Origin of the sequence: Ensifer sp. ZNC0028 (assembly GCF_000799055.1) — a bacterium.
Taxonomy (GTDB): Bacteria; Pseudomonadota; Alphaproteobacteria; order Rhizobiales; family Rhizobiaceae; genus Ensifer.
Genome location: NZ_JTLA01000021.1, coordinates 1 through 17,180, shown reverse-complemented (window position 1 = coordinate 17,180; position 17,180 = coordinate 1). Strand labels below are relative to the sequence as shown.

The window sequence follows — 17,180 nt, the reverse complement described above, 5'->3', positions numbered from 1 at the left end:
TCTCGCATTCTGAAAGAAGGGACCGCCCATGAAGCCCTATTATTGGGAATCTCAGCACGGCAATTTCGGCGACGACCTCAACCTCTGGCTTTGGGATTTCCTGCTGCCGGGTTTTCGCGATGTCCATGACGACATCCTCCTCGTCGGCGTTGGCACGGTGCTCAACCGCGCGCTTCTGCCCGACGGCGTCCGCAAACTCGTGATCGGCAGTGGTTTTGGCTACGGCACCTTGCCGGACATGCGCGATGCCGCCGAATGGGATCTTCGCTGCGTGCGCGGGCCGTTGACGGCCGAAAAGATCGGCCTTGCGCCGGAGCGCGGTATTGTCGATCCGGCGGTCATGGTCGCCGACATGCCGGAATTCCAAAACCTGCCTAAGCTATACAAGCGCAGTTTCATTCCCCATTGGGAAAGTGCGATCGCCGGCATGTGGCCTGTCACCTGCGGCACTGTCGGCCTGCACTACATCGACCCCCGCGGAGAGGCCAAGAACGTGATCCGCGAGATCGCGCAGTCGGAGTTCATTGTGGCCGAATCGATGCACGGGGCGATTCTCGCCGACGCATTCCGCGTTCCCTGGGTGGCGGTGACGACATCCGAAAGCATCAACAGCTTCAAGTGGAACGACTGGGCAAAAACCGTCGGGGTCGAATACCGTCCCCGTCATGTGCCGGTCTCCAGCCGTACCGAAGCCATGATCAAGGGCGCGCGTTTCTGGGGCATGGGCTTCGAGGCGCAGACCGTGCCGGAGGCTGCGAACCTGCGATCCGCTGACGACGAGGTGATCGTTGCGGCCAGAGAACCGCGTCAGACGTTCTTGCGCAGTGCTGCCAAGCAGGTTCTCGCGGCGCCGTCGACGCTGGCACTGTGGCAGGCGAGCCGGGCAGCGCCGCAATTGAGCAGCGACAGCCGGCTCGCGGAACGCAAGGAACGCTTCCAGGAGGCGTTGGCCGCCGTGCGGCGCGCCTACCTCTAGCACGTCGCAAACGCGCTCCGGACTGGATGCCGGAGCGTTTTCCACCCACGATGGTTCGGCGCGGCGGTGACGCCGCCAAGCTTGCTGCTAGCGCGCGTGCTTGGCGCCGACGGGCAGAAGGTAACGCACAGACGCACCGCTGTTCGGTGCCGCATCCTGGCCTGGTCTGAAGCGCTCCGTCTTGTCGGCGAAGATGCCGGCCGTCACGGCCGGTGCGGCGCCTGGACGGCGCATCAGATAGCCGATTGCGGCCATTGCGCCGCGCTCGTTCTTCAGGTCGAGAAAGTGGCGGTGCTGGTAGCGGCCACGCACGTGACGCTCGTGCCGTCGCACGGCAGCCGCCGCTTCACCGTCGAGGTCGTTTGCGGCAAGGACGACGCGGTCGGCCTCGTAGAGGCGCTTGAGATCCTCGGTCCGGTGGCTGCCGCTCAGCGAATTGCCGCGTACGATCGCCGCATAGCCGCAGCTTTGAATGACCTTGTAGCGCGCGCCCTTGGCCAGCGCGCGAAGATAGAGGTCGTAATCCTCCCCAAGCCGAAGCGCCTCCTGATAGCGGATGCCATGCTCGTCGAGGAAGCGGCGGCGCATCAGCGGCTTCAGGAAGCCGATCTCGCCACGTTTCACGCCCGGCCGCGAGATATTGCCCTCGACGAAATCAATGAGGCTGAGAAGGCGCGGCCGCGGCGGGAAGTCATCGACCCTTGGAGCCGCACCAGTCGCTGCGGCCTCGCCCATGAAGGCGATGTTGTCGGCGATAAAATCCCATTCGTCCTCTGCGAGCAGCCGGCCGAGCCTGCCCGGCAGAAAGAAATCGTCGGCGTCGAGGATCGCCAGAACCGGGGAGCGGCTGATGGCGATCGCATGGTTGCGAGCCGCTGAAGGGCCGCGATTGCTCTCGAAGCGTGCGATCGTCAGTCGGCCGCTATTGTCGTCGGCAGAACGTGCTGCAGCGACGGTCCGATCGGTGGACCCGTCGTCCACCACGATCACTTCGGCGGTTTCCGGTTCGGCCAGCGCCGACGCGACAGCACGGGCGATGGTCGCCTCGGCATTCTTTGCAGCAATGATGACGCAGACATCTGTCCGGGCGACTGTGGTCATGGGGGGCCTCCAGTATCCTGTCTCGCGGGCAGCGCGGCGCCTATCGGCCAAATGGACTGCACCAGTTCTCGATCGCTGCATGATGAAGCCGGATCATCGGTGACTTAGTTCATGCAGTGCCGGCATTGAATCTTGCCGTAACGGGCGGCACCATGCAGGGCGATCATGTCGCAACCGCGTCGAAAGAGATTTTTTTGAAGAATGGGAAGGCGGGCCGACCCGGCCTTGCGGTCAACGGTTGAAGTGGCCGGGGCGGTTCAGACGGTGGCTATTGCTGCCCGGCTTGTCGTCGTTGGCCGACTGCAGCACTTCAGCCTGCTTTTTTCCACGCTCGCGCGCCTTCCTCCAGATGAGGAAGACGACGGCGAGGAAGTAGCCGATCTGAATGAGCACCGCACAGATCGCCGTCTGGATCAGGGTGGATGTGAGCGAGCCATTGAGGAAATAGGTGACGACAGCAAAAACCGTTAGGGCGCCGATCATACTCACGAAGACGCGTGGTGCGTACATGGCACTAGCTCGCAATCGGTTCTATCGTTGCAGACGTCATCGCAAAATCGGCCTTTCCTCTGCAAATGTTAATATATTGGCGACGGACATCGGCTGCAACCGGCAATAGCCGCCGCTTTGCTCCATAGAAACAGGCAAATCTTTATGTCGCGTTTCGAACAGCGACGATCGAATCAAAATCAGTTGATTGGCCCAAGCGCCATTGTGACGCGAGCCTACGTCGGCAGCTGATTTTCCACCTCCCGTCGGAAAGCGGTCGGCGCGTCGCCCGATGGTTGCCGCCGCACTCACGTGCTGATCAACTTTTATTACAAGTTTGAACGATGTCGCGAGCGTTTGTGTGCGCCGCAAAGACTTGGTGCGCCGCAACAAAATTTGCGAAATATCGGCTGCCGGCAATTCCGGAGCAGGGAAAATCACGCGCCCGAAGCTCAAGGAAAACATCGGCCTGCGAAGATATCGCTACTTCTCCGGAAATGTAATTTGGCATGTCGAAAACAATACAGGAATACGTGCGAGGTGATACTTTTTCTAGCAATAATATAACGGCAGCCGTCACGGGAAATATTTCATATTCGAAAGTGGTGATATACGCATTTTGGCCACGGCGCCGATGCCCGCCTTTATTTCGCCTTCAAAAAGCAAATCCTTACCAAACGTTCATTATTCACGATGAGCGCGCCTCAGCGTGGTCTAAAGGCCCCTTCTGGGGAGACCGACAAATCGCCAAACGTAAATGGAGTCACCTCTATGAAGTCTGCGACCAGATCGGCCAATTCGCCGTTTTTCAGTGCCGCAGAGTTTGCGGCAGTTCCGCCTGTGGGTGGTGTTTCGAAGCGTGGCTTCGACGTGCTTGCCGCTTCCCTCGCCCTCGTTTTTCTAAGCCCGCTGTTCCTGATGCTCATGGCGCTCGTCAAGTTTTCCGACGGCGGCAGCATCTTCTACGGCCACCGCCGCGTCGGCCATAGCGGCAAGTACTTCCGGTGCCTCAAGTTCCGCACGATGCGCCCTGACGGAGACCGGATTCTGCAGGACTATCTCAAGGCCAACCCGGCCGCCTATGAGGAATGGCGCGCGACGCGCAAACTGCAGGATGACCCGCGTGTCACGGTCGTCGGCAGCGTGCTGCGCAAACTCAGCCTCGATGAGCTGCCGCAACTCTTCAACATCGTGCGCGGTGAAATGAGCATCGTTGGTCCGCGCCCGGTGGTGGAGGACGAACTGGAACTCTACGACAGCGCCGCCGTCTACTACCTGCAATCCCGCCCCGGTCTCACCGGCCTTTGGCAGATTAGCGGGCGCAACGACGTTTCCTACGCAACCCGCATCGCGTTCGACACCCAATACGTCCAGAACTGGTCGCTGCTGAGCGACTTTTCCATTGTTGTCAGGACCATTCCCGCCGTTTGCCTTTCGCGCGGCAGCTACTGACGAAACAGCGCCTGGAAAGCCCGCGCGACCGGTCGCGGGACGGCGCCCCTTCATTCGGGAAGCCCAAATGAAAAAACACAATCTGTCGGGAAAGTCGCGCATGCCGCGCACGCTGCCCCGTTTCCTGCGCCGCGCCGCTCTCATCGCCGCGGCGCTCACTTTCGCTCTTCCGGCTTGGGCCGACGAGTACCAACTCGGCACCATGGACAGGCTGAGGATCCGCGTGGCCGAATGGCAGACTGCTGAAGGAGCCGTCCGCGACTGGTCTGTTGTCAGCGGGGAGTACACGGTCGGTCCGTCGGGAGCGCTTTCCTTGCCCTTCATCGGCGACCTGCCGGCAGCCGGCAAGACGACGACCGAAGTCGGCGAAGCGATCGGCGAGAAGATGCAGACGCTCTTCGGTCTGCGTGACCGACCGTCCGCCTCCGTCGAGCTTGCGCAATACCGCCCGGTCTATCTCGCGGGCGAGGTACAGAAGCCCGGCGAATATCCTTTTGCGCCCAATCTCACGGTGCTGAAGGCCGTAAGCCTCGGCGGCGGTCTGCGTCGCTCCGAAAGCGGTCAGCGCTTTGCCCGCGACTACATCAACGCGCACGGCGATTCGAGCGTCCAGACGTCCGAACGTAACCGGTTGTTGATCCGGCGCGCCCGCCTTCAGGCCGAGATCGCCGAAAAAGAAGGCATCGAGCTACCGAAGGACCTTGAAGGGGTACCAGGCATCGACAAGCTTCTCGCCAACGAGACGGCGCTGATGGCCTCGCGCGACAGGAAGCAGAAGCTGCAATTGAAAGCGCTCGCCGATCTGAAGTCCCTGCTCGAAAGCGAAATCCAGTCGCTGGCAAAGAAGACGGAAACACAGAATCGCCAGCTCGAGCTCGTCGTCGAAGACCGCGAGAAAGTCGAGAGCCTTGCCGAAAAAGGCTTGGCGCTCAGCCAGCGCAAATTGTCGTTGGAGCAGCGCGTTGCCGAATTGCAGGCCGCTCTTCTCGACATCGACACCGCTTCGCTGAAGGCGAAGCAGGATGTCAGCAAGGCGGGCCAGGACGAAACCAATCTTCGCAACGACTGGGACGCCCAACTGGCCCAGGACCTGCAGAACACCGAGGCCGAACTCGACACGCTCTCGATCAAGCTCGGCACCAGCCGCGATCTGATGGCCGAAGCGCTGTTGCAATCGGCCGAAGCCGCGCAGTCGAAGGACAATACGGCGGAGGCCACAATCGCCTATTCGATCATGCGCGAGCGCGACGGCAAGCCGACGGAGATCGCCGCCGACGAAAATACGCCGGTATTGCCCGGTGACGTGATCAAGGTCGAAGCCAACCTGGCAACGCAGTAGGACCGGCTGTGAAAATTTCGAAGGCGAGCCTGATTTCTGCCGATCGCAATGGTGTCTATGGCACCGTTGCGATCGCGCTATCGCTCTTCGTCTTCGCCTATTCCTCGCGTTTCGGGCAGGCATCCATCCTGCTCTACTATGGCCTTTGGCTGCCGCTGGTGCTGGTCGATTATCGTCGCGTGCTCGGCAATTACGGGATCCGCCTCTGGATTCTTGGCTTCGCGATCTTCGCCTGCCTGTCCGTCTTCTGGTCGGCAGCGCCCGGTATGACGGCGCGAACGGGAGTGCAGTATCTCTCCCACGTGATTTGCGCCCTGATTGCCATGCGGGTCGTCGGCATCAGGACGCTCGTGCGCGGCGCGATTGCAGGCACCGGCGTCGTTCTCGTCTACTCGCTGCTCTTCGGCGTCTACCACCTCGATCCGCTCGACGGCACCTACAGTTTCGTCGGCGCTTTCGCCTCGAAGAACCAGCTGGGCTTCTACGCCTCGCTCGGTATCTATTTCGCCTTCGTCGCGCCGACCGCGCTTGGTGAACGCGGCCTGTGGCTCGTGGCATCGGGCCTGGTTGCGATGCTGTCGGCCTATTCCCTTTTTGCCTCGCAATCCGCGACGTCGGTGTTGACCACCGTGGTCATCCTCGGGCTCTGGCTCGGCATGCGGGTCGTCGGCCTATTGTCGCCGGCACACCGCAAGGGTCTCTTCCTCGCCGCTACCGTATGCGCCGTCATGGTTGCCGTTGCAGGTATCTATGGCGGCGGCGTCGATCTTGTCCTTGGCTTTTTCGGCAAAGATTCCACCCTGACCGGGCGCACCTATCTGTGGCAGCAGGGCATCGAGGCCGCCATGTCGTCACCGCTGGTCGGTGTCGGTTACCAGGCCTATTGGGTCCAGGGCTTCTCGGAGCCCGAGCGTCTTTGGGAGGAGTTCTACATCGCCACACGCTCTGGCTTCCACTTTCACAACACCTTTATCGAAGCGATGGTGGAGACCGGGGCAATCGGGCTCGTTCTCTTGTCCGGCATCCTGCTGATAACCGTGCTCGGACACACCAAGCGGCTGTTGACGCAGGACCATGACACGCAATCCTCCGTGCTTTTCGGCATAGCGCTGCTGCTATTGGTGCGGTCCTTCGTCGAGATCGACATCATGAACCCCTATCATATCGGCTCGTTCCTGCTCTATTTCGCCGCCGGAAAGCTGACATTGCCGGAAGTGCGTATGCAGCAGAGCGTCGAAGATCGTCCCCCGCCGTCCGTATCGGAGATCCCGCTGCGCTTGAGGTATCGATGATCAGCCCTCCGACGACGATCTACGGCATTCAGTATCTGCGTGCCATCGCAGCCCTTGGTGTCGTCGTCTTCCATGCTGCCGAACGGACCGGGCACCACTTCGCGATTGGTGCTGCGGGCGTCGACGTCTTCTTCGTCATCAGCGGCTTCATCATGTGGGTGATCAGCGAGCGGCGGCCGCTGTCACCACTCACCTTCCTGCGCGACCGCGTTCAAAGGATCGCACCGATCTACTGGCTCGCAACCGCGGTAATGGTCATCGGCGGCCTGGCCGGCCTGTTTCCCAATCTCGTCTTGAGCAACGCGCATGTGCTTTCCTCGCTGCTGTTCATTCCCGTGCGATCGCCAAGCAGTGGCGAAATTTGGCCGGTTCTGGTGCAGGGCTGGACGCTGAACTACGAGATGTTCTTTTATGCGGTCTTCGCACTAACGCTGCTGTTGCCGCGGTCGAGGCGTCTGCTGGCGATCGCTGGCTGTTTCTCAGCGCTGGTGGCCATCGGCTTTGCCGTCAACAGCGACAACGCGCTCTTCGTCACCTATACGCGGCCGATCATTCTTGAATTCGTGGCCGGCATGGTCGTCGCCGAACTCTGGCTGAGGGGCAGGGTGCCGGGCGCAATGTCCGGCCTCGTGCTTTTCGCCGGCGCGTTTTCAGGGTTCGCCGCGGTCGCCGTGCTTCGCCTGCCTTTCGACGAGGCCATTCTCGGACCCTTGGCCGTCATGCTGGTTTTGGGAACGCTGGCGCTCGAGGCGCAGGGCTGGTTCCGCCCGCGCAGGCTGCCGATGATGCTTGGCGACGCATCCTACTCGATTTACCTCTGGCATACCTTTGCGATTTCGGTCGTGGTCAAGGCCTGTGGAATGATCGGGATTGGGCCGCTCGCATCGGGGTTACTGGCGATCGCTGCCGGGACCGCGCTTGGCGTTCTCGCCTATCTTCTGATCGAGAAACCGCTGGCCACCCGTCTGCGCTCGGGCTTTTTCTCAAGGCCGGTGCAGCACACGGCCTGACGCGTCGGAGCGATCCTGGTGCGGCGATGACAGCCGCACCAGCGCCACCAAAGCCTCAAACGCCCTGATTGCGGCGGGAATGCCAGTTCCAGGCCGTGCGCGTGATGTCGGTGAGGTCGTATTTCGGAACCCATCCCAGCACGTCGCGAGCCTTGTCGTTGTTGGCGACCAGTGTCGTCGAATCTCCCTCGCGGCGGTCGACGAGATCAACCTGGAATTCACGTCCGGAAACCTCGGAAATCGCCGTCAGCAGTTCCTTGACGGTCGTGCCGGTGCCCGTGCCGAGGTTGAGCTCGACGCTGTCGCCGCCGGCAAGCAGGTGTTCGACCGCGCGCACATGGGCGTCGGCAAGATCAAGCACGTGGATGTAGTCGCGTACGCAGGTGCCGTCGCGGGTGTCGTAGTCCGTGCCGAAGATCTTGAAGCTCTGGCGCCGGCCGAGGGCGGCGTCGATGGCGAGCGGGATGGCATGCGTCTCCGGTTCGTGCCACTCGCCGATGCGCCCTTCCGGATCGGCGCCGGCGGCGTTGAAGTAGCGCAGGATGACCGAGCGCAAGCCCTTGTACTGCCCGTAGTCCTTCAGCGCCTGCTCGCACACCCACTTGGTCCGGCCGTAGGGGTTGATCGGCGCCTGGCGGTGCTGTTCGTCGATCGGCACGCTCTCCGGCAGGCCATAGGTGGCGCAGGTGGACGAGAAGACGAAAGCTTCGACGCCGGCGGCAAGGGCGGCCGAAAGCAAGGTCAGCGTGCCGATGACATTGTTGTCGTAGAAGGAAACCGGGTCCTTCACCGATTCACCCACCTCGATCATCGCGGCAAAATGCAGGATGGCGCGTGGCTTGTGACGGGCAAGGACCTCGTCGAGTCGCTTGCGGTCGCGGATATCACCCTTTTCCAGCACGCCCCATTTGACGAATTCCTCGTGGCCGTTCGAAAGGTTGTCGTAAACGACCGGCTCGAAACCCTTGTTAGCGAGTTCGAGGCACGTATGCGAGCCGATGTAGCCGGCACCGCCGACGACGAGGACTTTATTGCTTTCCATGATGCTTACGATCCTTGGGAGGTTCAGAGAAATTGCCAAGATTTTTCAACGGATGACGACAATGGTGTCAATGCCGCGCGCAATCAAGCACGTGTCCATGTCGCGTATGTGGCGGTGGTTACCAGGGGGCTTCTTTCCACACTTCTGTCGATCCCGGCCCGTCAAAATCGGTGGGAAAATACGGGAAGGGACAATTATCTCCCGGGCGTTCGCACGCTAGATGCTTCTTTCTGTTCGGGCGAAACATATAGCATATTAATTTACTAGATTTAATTGATTATGCCTGCCGCGGTCGTACCATAGCCTCCAGATTTCTGAAGGAAGGCTCTCATGACGACGAAACTGAAACGCCTGGCGCTGACACTCGCCACACTAGCGACCTCTGGCCTGGCTCTGAGCGGCGTCCAGGCGCAAACGACGGATCCGGTCAAGGGCGGCACGTTGATCTATCTGGAGCAGCAGGCCCATACGAACCTCTACCCGCCTGCCGGCGGCTTCTATCCGAACGGTGGCATCCTCAACCAGATCACCGACAAGCTGACCTATCAGAACCCAAAGACGCTGGAGATCGAGCCCTGGATCGCCGAGTCCTGGACGGTCAACGCCGATGCGACGGAATACACGTTCAAGATTCGCCCCGGCGTAACGTTCTCCGATGGCTCGCCGCTCGACGCGGCTGCCGTTGCCAAGAACTACGACGTCTTCGGCCTCGGCAACAAGGCGTTGAAGCAGCCGGTTTCAGAGGTGATCAACAACTACGAGCGTAGCGAAGTCGTCGATCCGCTGACGGTCAAATTCTACTTCAAGAAACCGTCGCCGGGGTTCCTTCAGGGAACGTCCGTTATCGGCTCGGGCCTGGTGGCCGCAAGCACGCTGGCGTTGCCTTTCGAAGAACTTGGTGACGCGACGAAAATCATCGGCTCCGGTCCGTTCGTCGTCGAGAGCGAGACGATCGGCAAGGAACTGAACCTGAAGGCGCGCGAGGAATACAACTGGGGCCCGGCCAAGCTCGAACACCAGGGCCGCGCCTATCTCGACGGCATCAAGTACATCATCACCGGCGAAGACAGCGTGCGCATCGGTGCACTGCTCGCAGGGCAGGCGGATTTCATCCGCCAGGTCCAGGCCTATGACGAGGGCCAGGTCGAAGCGCAGGACTATCAGATCTACGCGCCTTCCACCCGCGGGGTGAACAACAGCGTCGTCTTCCGCCCGGACAACCCGTTGGTCGCCGACATCCGGGTGCGCCAGGCGCTGCTGCACGCGACCGACACCAAGGAAATCGTCACCACGCTGTTCTCGGCCAATTATCCGCAAGCCACTTCGATCATCGCGTCGTCGGCGCTCGGCTACAAGGACATCTCGGCCAAGCTCGCTTTTGATCCCGTAAAGGCCAAGGCCCTGCTCGATGAAGCCGGCTGGTCGGTCGGCGCCAACGGCCTGCGCCAGAAGGACGGCAAGGAACTGGTGCTGACAGCCTACGAGTCCTTGCCGCAGCCGCAGAACAAGGAAACGCTGCAACTGGTCGCGCAGCAGTGGGGCAAGGTGGGCGTGAAGCTGAGCGTTCTTGCCGGCGACAGCGGCAGCAAGACGGTGGATGATCTCGATCCGCTGAAGACGCCGGTGTCGCCTGCCATGGTCGGCCGCGCGGACCCCGATGTGATCAAGAGCCAGTACTATCCGAAGAACCGCGACGTGCTGCGCCAGAAGGGCGGGCTCAGCGACAAGGTCCAGAGCTTCGTCGATCCCAAACTGAACGGTCTGCTCGATGCGCTCGCCTCCGAGCCGGATCGCCAGAAGCGCCTCGCGATCGCCGGCGAAGTCCAGGACTACGTCGTCGACCAGGCCTATGCGATCCCGATCTTCGAGGAACCGCAGGCCTATGCCGGTGCGTCATACGTCCAGGGCGTGGCCTTCGAGGCCGTTGGGCGACCGAGCTTCTACAGCACCTGGCTTGCCGAACATTGATTGGTTCGGCGGCCACTGCAAGGCCGGTGGCCGCCGTCTCTGAAATCCGCCTGCGAGGATGGGATCATGTCCGCCTATTTGTTCAACCGTGTCGCTCAGGCCCTGTTTGTGCTTTGGGCCGCATTCACGATCTCGTTCGTGCTGCTGCAGGCCATGCCCGGCGACGCGATCCTCATCAAGTTCCAGAACCCCGAGCTCGGCCTGACCGCCGAACAGGTCGCCGAAATCCGCGCTTCCTATGCCGCCGACAGCTCCGTGCCGGTGCAGTACGTGCGGACCCTCGGCAACTTCCTGGCCGGCAACTTCGGCTACTCTGTTCAGGCCGGCGTTCCGGTTTCAAGCTTGCTCGCCGCGCATCTGCCGGCAACGCTGAAGCTCGCGGGGCTCGGCTTCCTGCTAGCTGCGGTCCTGGCGACCATCATCGCTTTCCTCTCCAGTCTCGCGCCGTTTGCGTGGCTGCGTGGCGCGCTGCAGTCGGTTCCCTCGCTTTTCATTTCGGTCCCGACCTTCTGGCTCGGCATTATGCTCATCCAGATCTTCTCCTTCCGTCTGAAGCTCGTGCCCGTCATCAATCCTGGTCCCTGGCAGGAACTGATCCTGCCGGTCGCGACACTTGCCGTGCCGATTTCCGCGCCGCTGGCGCAGGTGCTCGTGCGCAACATCGATGAGGTGATAACGCGCCCCTTCGTCGCCGTGGCGCGGGCAAAGGGTGCCACCCACCTTTGGGTTCTCTGGCGGCACGTTGCAAAGAATGCCCTGCTGCCGACGCTGACGATAGCCGGTGTCCTCTTCGGCGAACTGATCGCCGGAGCCGTGGTGACGGAGACCGTCTTCGGGCTGAACGGCATCGGCGGACTGACTGAACGCGCGGTCGGCAGCCAGGACGCCGCCGTGCTTCAGGCGATCGTCGTGCTGTCGGCGTTCGCCTTCGTGATCATCAATCTCGCTGTGGACCTGCTCTATCCGGTGTTCGACCCACGGCTCAGGACCAAAACGGGAGCCGTTGCATGACGACCTTCGATACGCTTCACGATGACGCCGTTGCGGCGCCAAGGGCAAAGAGCGAACGGCGCAATGGCGCGGCATCGCGGCTGCGCCGCGTACCCCTAGGGTTGGCTTTTTCTTGGCTTATCCTTGGCACCGTGTTCCTCTGGGCGGTCGCCCCTTCGCTCTTCACAGGTTACAACCCAGTTGAAGGCGTCGGTGGCGCGCAGTTGCAGCGACCGAGCGCTGACCATCTGCTCGGAACCGATGCACTTGGGCGCGATCTCTATGCGCGCATCGTCTACGGGGCCGTTCATTCGCTGACCGGCGCTTTTGTCGCCGTCGGGCTGGGCCTTGCCGCTGGCACCGGTCTCGGCGTCGTCGCCGGCTCGGTGCGGCGTCGCTTCGACGATGCGATCATGCGCATCGTCGACGTGCTGTTGTCGATCCCTCCGCTGCTGCTTTCGCTCAGCATCATCGTCCTGCTCGGCTTTGGAACCGTGAATGCGGCAATCGCGGTCGGCGTTACCTCGGTTGCAGGCTTTGCCCGGCTGGCGCGTGCGGAAGTCGTGCGCGTGCGCCGCAGCGATTATGTCGAGGCGGCCTTCGGCAGTGGCGGAACCTTCGCCTCGGTTCTGTGGCGCCATATTCTGCCGAATTCCCTGACCTCGGTCGTCGCCTTTGCCGCGCTGCAATTCGGATCGGCCGTTCTGCAGATTTCGACGCTCGGATTTCTCGGCTACGGCGCGCCGCCGCCGACCCCGGAATGGGGATTGCTGATCGCCGAGGGACGCAACTACATCTCGACTGCCTGGTGGTTGACCACCGCGCCCGGCGTCGTGGTCGTCCTCGTCGTGCTGGCTGCCAATCGCGTCAGCCAATCTTTCGGAAGGGCCGCAGCATGACCGTCATACCTGGACCGTTTCCGCCCGTTCTCGAGGTCGAGGGCCTCTGCATCGCCTATGCTGACGGTAGCGGCGAGCGCCGCGCCGTCCACGACGTTTCATTTCGCATCAATCCAGGCGAGGTTGTGGCGCTTGTTGGTGAATCCGGTTCCGGCAAGACGACGACGGCCCAGTCGATCATCGGTCTGCTCGCTGCGAATGGCCGGGTGGAGCAAGGCAGCATCAAGCTGAATGGAACCGATATCGCCCGCTGGACGGATCGACAACTGGACACGGTGCGCGGCGCGAGGATCAGCCTTGTGCCGCAGGATCCGGGAAGTTCGCTCAACCCGGTCAAGACGATTGGCTCGCAACTCGGCGAGATCTTTCGCATCCACAGGGCGCTGCGTTCCGACGAGATTGAGGCCCGCGTCATCTCTCTTCTTGCCCGCGTCGGCTTGAGCGAGCCGGCACTCCGGGCGCGGCAATATCCGCATGAACTGTCGGGCGGCATGCGCCAAAGGGTGCTGATCGCGATTGCGATTGCGTTGAAGCCACAGTTGATCATTGCCGACGAACCGACGAGCGCGCTCGACGTCACTGTCCAGAAGCGCATTCTCGATCTGATCGACGAGTTGCGAACGGAATTTGGCACGGCCGTGCTTCTGGTGACCCACGATCTCGGTGTTGCCGCCGACCGCGCCGATAGGATCGTCGTCCTTCAGGGCGGGCGGATTCAGGAGCAGGGCGCAACGAGCGCGATACTTGCCGCACCGCGCAGCCCCTATACGAAGCAACTGCTTTCGGACGCGCCGTCCTTTACCTCGCCCCCGAGGTTGGCAACCGTTCGACCACCCGTTGCGGAGGCTCCGGACGATATCGTCATCGTCGAGGGGCTTGTGCGCGAGTTCGTCCGCAAGGACGGCGGCTCCCCGCTACGGGCCGTCGACGAGCTGAGTTTCCGCGTCCGGCGGGGAACAACCCACGCGATCGTCGGGGAATCCGGATCTGGGAAGACGACGACGATCCGCAGCATCGTCGGCTTTGACAGGCCGACTGCAGGCCGGATCTCGATCGACGGAACCGAAGTTTCGGGGTTGACCGGAGAGGACCTTCGGCAGTTCCGCCGCAAGGTCCAGCTTGTCTACCAGAACCCCTACGGCTCGCTCGACCCGCGCCAGAGCGTGCTGCAGATCGTGACCGAACCGCTGACGAATTATCCAGGACTTCGGCGTTCCGAGCGCGAGGAGAAGGCAAGGGCGATCCTAGGCCGAGTTGGCCTGCCAGAGGACGCATTTGTACGGCGGCCCCATGCGCTTTCCGGTGGCCAGCGGCAGCGCGTTGCCATCGCCCGGGCGCTCGTGCTCGATCCGCAGCTGGTCGTGCTCGACGAAGCGGTTTCTGCACTCGACGTCAGTGTGCAGGCCCGCATTCTCGACCTCCTGGACGAACTGCAGAGCGATCTCGGGCTCACCTACCTTTTCGTTTCCCACGACCTCGCCGTCGTGCGCCAAATCTCCGATACCGTTTCGGTTCTGAAGGACGGGCGACTGGTCGACGGAGGAACCGTTTCCGACGTCTTCGAAAACCCGCGCAGCGATTACACCCGTGAACTGATCAATGCCATTCCCGGGCGCAGGCGCCGGGCCGCGGCCTGACGCAACCGACTACAGACAGGACCGACCATGATTGAGACGACACCACGCAAACGCCTTGGCTTTTTCACCCGACTGCTCGACGACGTACCGGCAGGCACCCGCTACTACTACGCAAAGGAGCAGATCGTCACGGCCGAGCGATTCGGTTTCGACACGGCCTGGGTGGCGCAGCACCATTTCCACGGGGGCGAAGGCGGCCTTCCGGCGCCTCTGGTTTTCCTCGCCCATGTTGCAGCCGAGACGACGCGTATCCGTCTCGGGACCGGTGTCATCACCCTGCCGCTCGAAAATCCGATCCGGGTGGCCGAGGACGCCGCCGTTTTCGATCTGCTCTCCGGCGGGCGACTGGAGGTCGGGTTCGGGACCGGCGGCACGCCGTCCTCCTTCACGGCCTTTGGGTTGGAAAGCGCCGATCGCGGCGCGATCTTCGGCAGGCATCTCCAAACGGTTCTCGACGCTTGGGCAGGCCGTGGGCTGCCCGGCGGCGATTGCCTCTATCCTGCAGCACCGCAACTGCTCGACCGCATCTGGCAGGCAACCTTTTCCGTGGCGGGCGGTGAGCGGGCCGGCCGCGCGGGCGATGGCCTGATGTTGTCGCGCACCCAGCCGCGGCCGGAGGACAATCCGCACGCTTCACTGGCGGAGCTGCAAAACCCGATCATCGATGCCTATCTGCAAGCGCTTCCTTCCGGCCGCGCGCCGCGTATCCTTGGTTCTCGCAGCCTGTTCGTCGCCGACAGCCGCGCCGAAGCGTTGCGGCTTGCCGAGGTTGGGTTGAGACGGGGCGCGGAACGGCTGATCGCCAGCGGCCACGTGGTTCCAGGCAATTCACTTGCCGATCTGATCGCGGCCTTCGACGTGCATGTCGGCTCCGTCGATGACGTCATCGCGAGCCTTAGCGCTGACGAGACGCTGGAGCGTGTCACCGACCTGGTGTTCCAGGTCCATTCCGTCGATCCGCCGCACCCACTGATCCTGCGCTCGATCGAGCTCATCGCGACCCAGGTCGCACCCGCGCTCGGCTGGTCGTCACAGGAGAAATTCCATGCCCGGCGCTTCGGCGCCGTCGGTTGAAACGGATTGCTTTCCCATCTTGCAAAGGAGACGACGTCATGACCACTACGTCACCGGATATCATCGATCTGCTGGCCGGCATCACTGCCGGATCGGCGCTCGACCGCATTCGCGCCCAAAGGCCGGAAACCCGCGAACAGGCACAGAAGAGCTATCTCGCACTCTTTCAGCCCGCGGATTTCGGCGACGTGTCGGCGGCGGAGCGTCATGCGATCGCGAGCTTCGTCGCCGGCCTGCACCGTCAGCCCGACATTTTCGAGTTTTATAGCAGCCCGTTTGAGGAAAGCGGCACCGATCGCTGGTTGGTCGAGGTCATCAAGGCCGAGATCGGGGCGGGGCGGGCGACGGGCCCCTACGGCAACTATCCCGACGGTCCGCTCAAGGACGAGAACGTAACCGGCCCGCTCTACCGAGTATCGCAGCCAAGCCGGGAGGCGCTCGGCCCCAAGCTGTCTGCCGCGCTGGAGCACGCTCACCTGCTCGTCTTCCACTTGCGTGATGCCAGGCCGCAGGCATTGCAGGCCTTGCTCGACGCGGGCTGGACGACAAATGCTGTCGTGACCCTGTCGCAGCTGGTTTCCTTCGTCGCGTTTCAGATCCGTGTGATCGCCGGCCTTGCATTGCTGTCGACCGCCACGAAGCGCGCTGCGGCTTAAGAACTCGAGAGGACGTGTGAATGACCGAACATGCCATCATCCCGATCGTCGAAAACCCGCCTGTCACGTTCACGCAGGCAGAGATCGGCTGGACACCGTGGCTGCAGCCATTGCCGGAGGAAGAGTTGACGGAGCGTCACTTCAAAGGTCTGGTCGAGGCTGGACGCGCAAAGTCGCCCTACTTCCGTCTGCTCGTGCGCGATCCGGAAGTGCTTGAAGCGCGCACGAAAACCGACAAGGACATCTTCTACAACACCCGCTCGGGCCTGCCGCGCGCCGAGCGCGAACTGGCTGCGACCGCAGCGTCGCGATCCAACGGCTGCATCTTCTGCGCTTCGGTCCATTCGCGCTTCGCTTCGCATCACTCCAAGCGCAGCGAGGATGTGCAGAAGCTCCTTGACGAGGGCGTCGAAACCGATCTCGGCGAACGCTGGAATGCAATCGTCGCCGCTTCGGTGGCGCTTACAGCGACCCCGCCAGTCTTCGGGGAGGAGCACACCTCCCGACTTTCGGCCGCAGGCCTCGACGAACTGGAGATCGCCGACGTCATCCATGGTGCTGCCTTCTTCAACTGGGCGAACCGGCTGATGCTCTCGCTTGGAGAGCCGACACCGGCAAGCTGAGCCGCGCACGCGCCCTGCCGCAACCGGATCAGACACAAGCAAGCCCGCAAAGTCGAGAGATTTTGCGGGCTTTCGCGTGCGCGTCACCTGACGCGTCTGGCGGCAGGCAATCCAGAAGGATTTCAATCGCGCAAAGTGCTCATGCCAGCTTCGAGCGAAGTCATTCGACCCTTCCGAAGTCTGGCGCAAGAAACACTGGCCGACTTTACTTTCGCCATAGAAAAAGCCCGCAACCTCTTACGAAGTTGCGGGCTTCTTTCATCCGAGTTTAATCGGATTAGAAGTTACGCTGCAGACGGACGAAGCCCGAGACGAAGTCGCGGTCGGTCGTCGCGTTGATGTCTTCCTTGTTGTACTGAACCGACACGCGGGTCGCCAGACCTTCGGTGATCGCGTAGTCGAGGGTCACGCCAGCGCGCCAACGGTCGAGGTCGCTGTTGAACTTGTAGTCGCCCCAGTACTGAGCGCCGGGGGTGATCTTCAGCTTGTCGGTTGCCTTGAAGGCGTACGAAGCTGCGACGGTCCACTCCGAAGCATTCCAGTATGCGTTCGGGTCGGAAGCCCAGATACCAGCGAGCTGGAACGTGCCCGGGCCGAGGTCAGCCGAAAGCAGAGCGCGGATCGCGCCTTCT

Annotated in this window: 17 protein-coding genes; 12 read left to right on the top strand and 5 right to left on the bottom strand. The window is 62.2% G+C overall.

What is annotated here, in order from left to right; all coding sequences use genetic code 11:
• The first annotated feature begins 28 nt into the window (after positions 1–28).
• A complete protein-coding gene (locus L981_RS05690) occupies positions 29–976 on the top strand; it encodes a polysaccharide pyruvyl transferase family protein (protein WP_043612714.1) in 948 nt (315 codons plus the stop codon).
• Between the two features lie 87 nt (positions 977–1,063).
• Here L981_RS05690 and L981_RS05685 read toward each other — a convergent pair whose 3' ends face one another.
• From L981_RS05685 to L981_RS34385, 3 genes are all read right to left on the bottom strand, one after another.
• Complete coding sequence (locus L981_RS05685; RefSeq protein WP_043612711.1) at positions 1,064–2,077, bottom strand: glycosyltransferase family 2 protein; 1,014 nt, start codon at positions 2,075–2,077, stop codon at positions 1,064–1,066.
• Positions 2,078–2,308: 231 nt separating this feature from the next.
• On the bottom strand, positions 2,309–2,587 hold the full coding sequence (locus L981_RS05680) for an exopolysaccharide production repressor protein (protein WP_043612708.1): 279 nt from the start codon (positions 2,585–2,587) through the stop codon (positions 2,309–2,311).
• A 36-nt stretch (positions 2,588–2,623) separates the two neighbouring features.
• Entirely contained in the window at positions 2,624–3,022 is a 399-nt protein-coding gene (locus L981_RS34385) for a hypothetical protein (RefSeq protein WP_156133978.1), read from the bottom strand.
• A 315-nt stretch (positions 3,023–3,337) separates the two neighbouring features.
• Here L981_RS34385 and L981_RS05675 point away from each other — a divergent pair, with 315 nt between their 5' ends.
• The 4 genes from L981_RS05675 (at position 3,338) to L981_RS05660 (ending at position 7,659) form a co-directional block, all read left to right on the top strand.
• A complete protein-coding gene (locus L981_RS05675) occupies positions 3,338–4,018 on the top strand; it encodes a sugar transferase (protein ID WP_043612706.1) in 681 nt (226 codons plus the stop codon).
• A gap of 67 nt (positions 4,019–4,085) precedes the next feature.
• The gene (locus L981_RS05670; protein ID WP_043612704.1) at positions 4,086–5,357 is read left to right on the top strand and encodes a polysaccharide biosynthesis/export family protein; all 1,272 of its coding nucleotides are present in this window, start codon (positions 4,086–4,088) and stop codon (positions 5,355–5,357) included.
• Positions 5,358–5,365: 8 nt separating this feature from the next.
• Complete coding sequence (locus L981_RS05665) at positions 5,366–6,649, top strand: O-antigen ligase (protein ID WP_043612701.1); 1,284 nt, start codon at positions 5,366–5,368, stop codon at positions 6,647–6,649.
• On the top strand, positions 6,646–7,659 hold the full coding sequence (locus L981_RS05660; RefSeq protein WP_043612700.1) for an acyltransferase: 1,014 nt from the start codon (positions 6,646–6,648) through the stop codon (positions 7,657–7,659). Before L981_RS05665 ends, L981_RS05660 begins: the two co-directional genes overlap by 4 nt.
• Positions 7,660–7,714: 55 nt before the next feature.
• On the opposite strand, the gene galE is transcribed toward L981_RS05660, so the two are convergent.
• A complete protein-coding gene (galE, locus tag L981_RS05655; RefSeq protein ID WP_043612698.1) occupies positions 7,715–8,701 on the bottom strand; it encodes a UDP-glucose 4-epimerase GalE in 987 nt (328 codons plus the stop codon).
• A gap of 330 nt (positions 8,702–9,031) precedes the next feature.
• On the opposite strand from galE, the gene L981_RS05650 reads away from it, so the two are divergent.
• From L981_RS05650 to L981_RS05620, 7 genes are all read left to right on the top strand, one after another.
• Positions 9,032–10,669, top strand: coding sequence for a TIGR04028 family ABC transporter substrate-binding protein (locus L981_RS05650; RefSeq protein WP_043612696.1), 1,638 nt, complete (start codon positions 9,032–9,034; stop codon positions 10,667–10,669).
• Positions 10,670–10,735: 66 nt separating this feature from the next.
• Positions 10,736–11,680, top strand: a complete 945-nt coding sequence (locus tag L981_RS05645) for an ABC transporter permease (RefSeq protein ID WP_043612693.1) — start codon at positions 10,736–10,738, stop codon at positions 11,678–11,680.
• Positions 11,677–12,558, top strand: a complete 882-nt coding sequence (locus tag L981_RS05640) for an ABC transporter permease (RefSeq protein WP_043612692.1) — start codon at positions 11,677–11,679, stop codon at positions 12,556–12,558. The genes L981_RS05645 and L981_RS05640 overlap by 4 nt, the downstream gene beginning before the upstream one ends.
• Positions 12,555–14,195 (top strand): ABC transporter ATP-binding protein, encoded by a 1,641-nt coding sequence (locus L981_RS05635; RefSeq protein WP_043612690.1) that lies wholly within the window; start codon positions 12,555–12,557, stop codon positions 14,193–14,195. Before L981_RS05640 ends, L981_RS05635 begins: the two co-directional genes overlap by 4 nt.
• Positions 14,196–14,222: 27 nt before the next feature.
• Positions 14,223–15,269 carry a putative FMN-dependent luciferase-like monooxygenase gene (locus tag L981_RS05630; RefSeq protein WP_043612689.1) on the top strand — a complete coding sequence of 349 codons (1,047 nt, stop codon included), beginning with the start codon at positions 14,223–14,225 and terminating at the stop codon, positions 15,267–15,269.
• Between the two features lie 38 nt (positions 15,270–15,307).
• On the top strand, positions 15,308–15,925 hold the full coding sequence (locus tag L981_RS05625) for a CMD domain protein (RefSeq protein WP_043612687.1): 618 nt from the start codon (positions 15,308–15,310) through the stop codon (positions 15,923–15,925).
• A gap of 20 nt (positions 15,926–15,945) precedes the next feature.
• Positions 15,946–16,548 carry an alkylhydroperoxidase domain protein gene (locus tag L981_RS05620; RefSeq protein WP_043612684.1) on the top strand — a complete coding sequence of 201 codons (603 nt, stop codon included), beginning with the start codon at positions 15,946–15,948 and terminating at the stop codon, positions 16,546–16,548.
• Between the two features lie 277 nt (positions 16,549–16,825).
• Here the strand turns inward: L981_RS05620 and L981_RS05615 are convergent.
• Positions 16,826–17,180: porin (locus L981_RS05615; RefSeq protein WP_043612681.1), on the bottom strand; the 355-nt coding region annotated here is incomplete at its 5' end.

Coding starts and splice junctions, on each gene's coding strand:
- L981_RS05690 (WP_043612714.1), top strand. CDS start 29: ATGAAGCCCTATTATTGGGAATCTCAGCACGGCAATTTCGGCGACGAC.
- L981_RS05685 (WP_043612711.1), bottom strand. CDS start 2,077: ATGACCACAGTCGCCCGGACAGATGTCTGCGTCATCATTGCTGCAAAG.
- L981_RS05680 (WP_043612708.1), bottom strand. CDS start 2,587: ATGTACGCACCACGCGTCTTCGTGAGTATGATCGGCGCCCTAACGGTT.
- L981_RS05675 (WP_043612706.1), top strand. CDS start 3,338: ATGAAGTCTGCGACCAGATCGGCCAATTCGCCGTTTTTCAGTGCCGCA.
- L981_RS05670 (WP_043612704.1), top strand. CDS start 4,086: ATGAAAAAACACAATCTGTCGGGAAAGTCGCGCATGCCGCGCACGCTG.
- L981_RS05660 (WP_043612700.1), top strand. CDS start 6,646: ATGATCAGCCCTCCGACGACGATCTACGGCATTCAGTATCTGCGTGCC.
- galE (WP_043612698.1), bottom strand. CDS start 8,701: ATGGAAAGCAATAAAGTCCTCGTCGTCGGCGGTGCCGGCTACATCGGC.
- L981_RS05650 (WP_043612696.1), top strand. CDS start 9,032: ATGACGACGAAACTGAAACGCCTGGCGCTGACACTCGCCACACTAGCG.
- L981_RS05645 (WP_043612693.1), top strand. CDS start 10,736: ATGTCCGCCTATTTGTTCAACCGTGTCGCTCAGGCCCTGTTTGTGCTT.
- L981_RS05640 (WP_043612692.1), top strand. CDS start 11,677: ATGACGACCTTCGATACGCTTCACGATGACGCCGTTGCGGCGCCAAGG.
- L981_RS05635 (WP_043612690.1), top strand. CDS start 12,555: ATGACCGTCATACCTGGACCGTTTCCGCCCGTTCTCGAGGTCGAGGGC.
- L981_RS05630 (WP_043612689.1), top strand. CDS start 14,223: ATGATTGAGACGACACCACGCAAACGCCTTGGCTTTTTCACCCGACTG.
- L981_RS05625 (WP_043612687.1), top strand. CDS start 15,308: ATGACCACTACGTCACCGGATATCATCGATCTGCTGGCCGGCATCACT.
- L981_RS05620 (WP_043612684.1), top strand. CDS start 15,946: ATGACCGAACATGCCATCATCCCGATCGTCGAAAACCCGCCTGTCACG.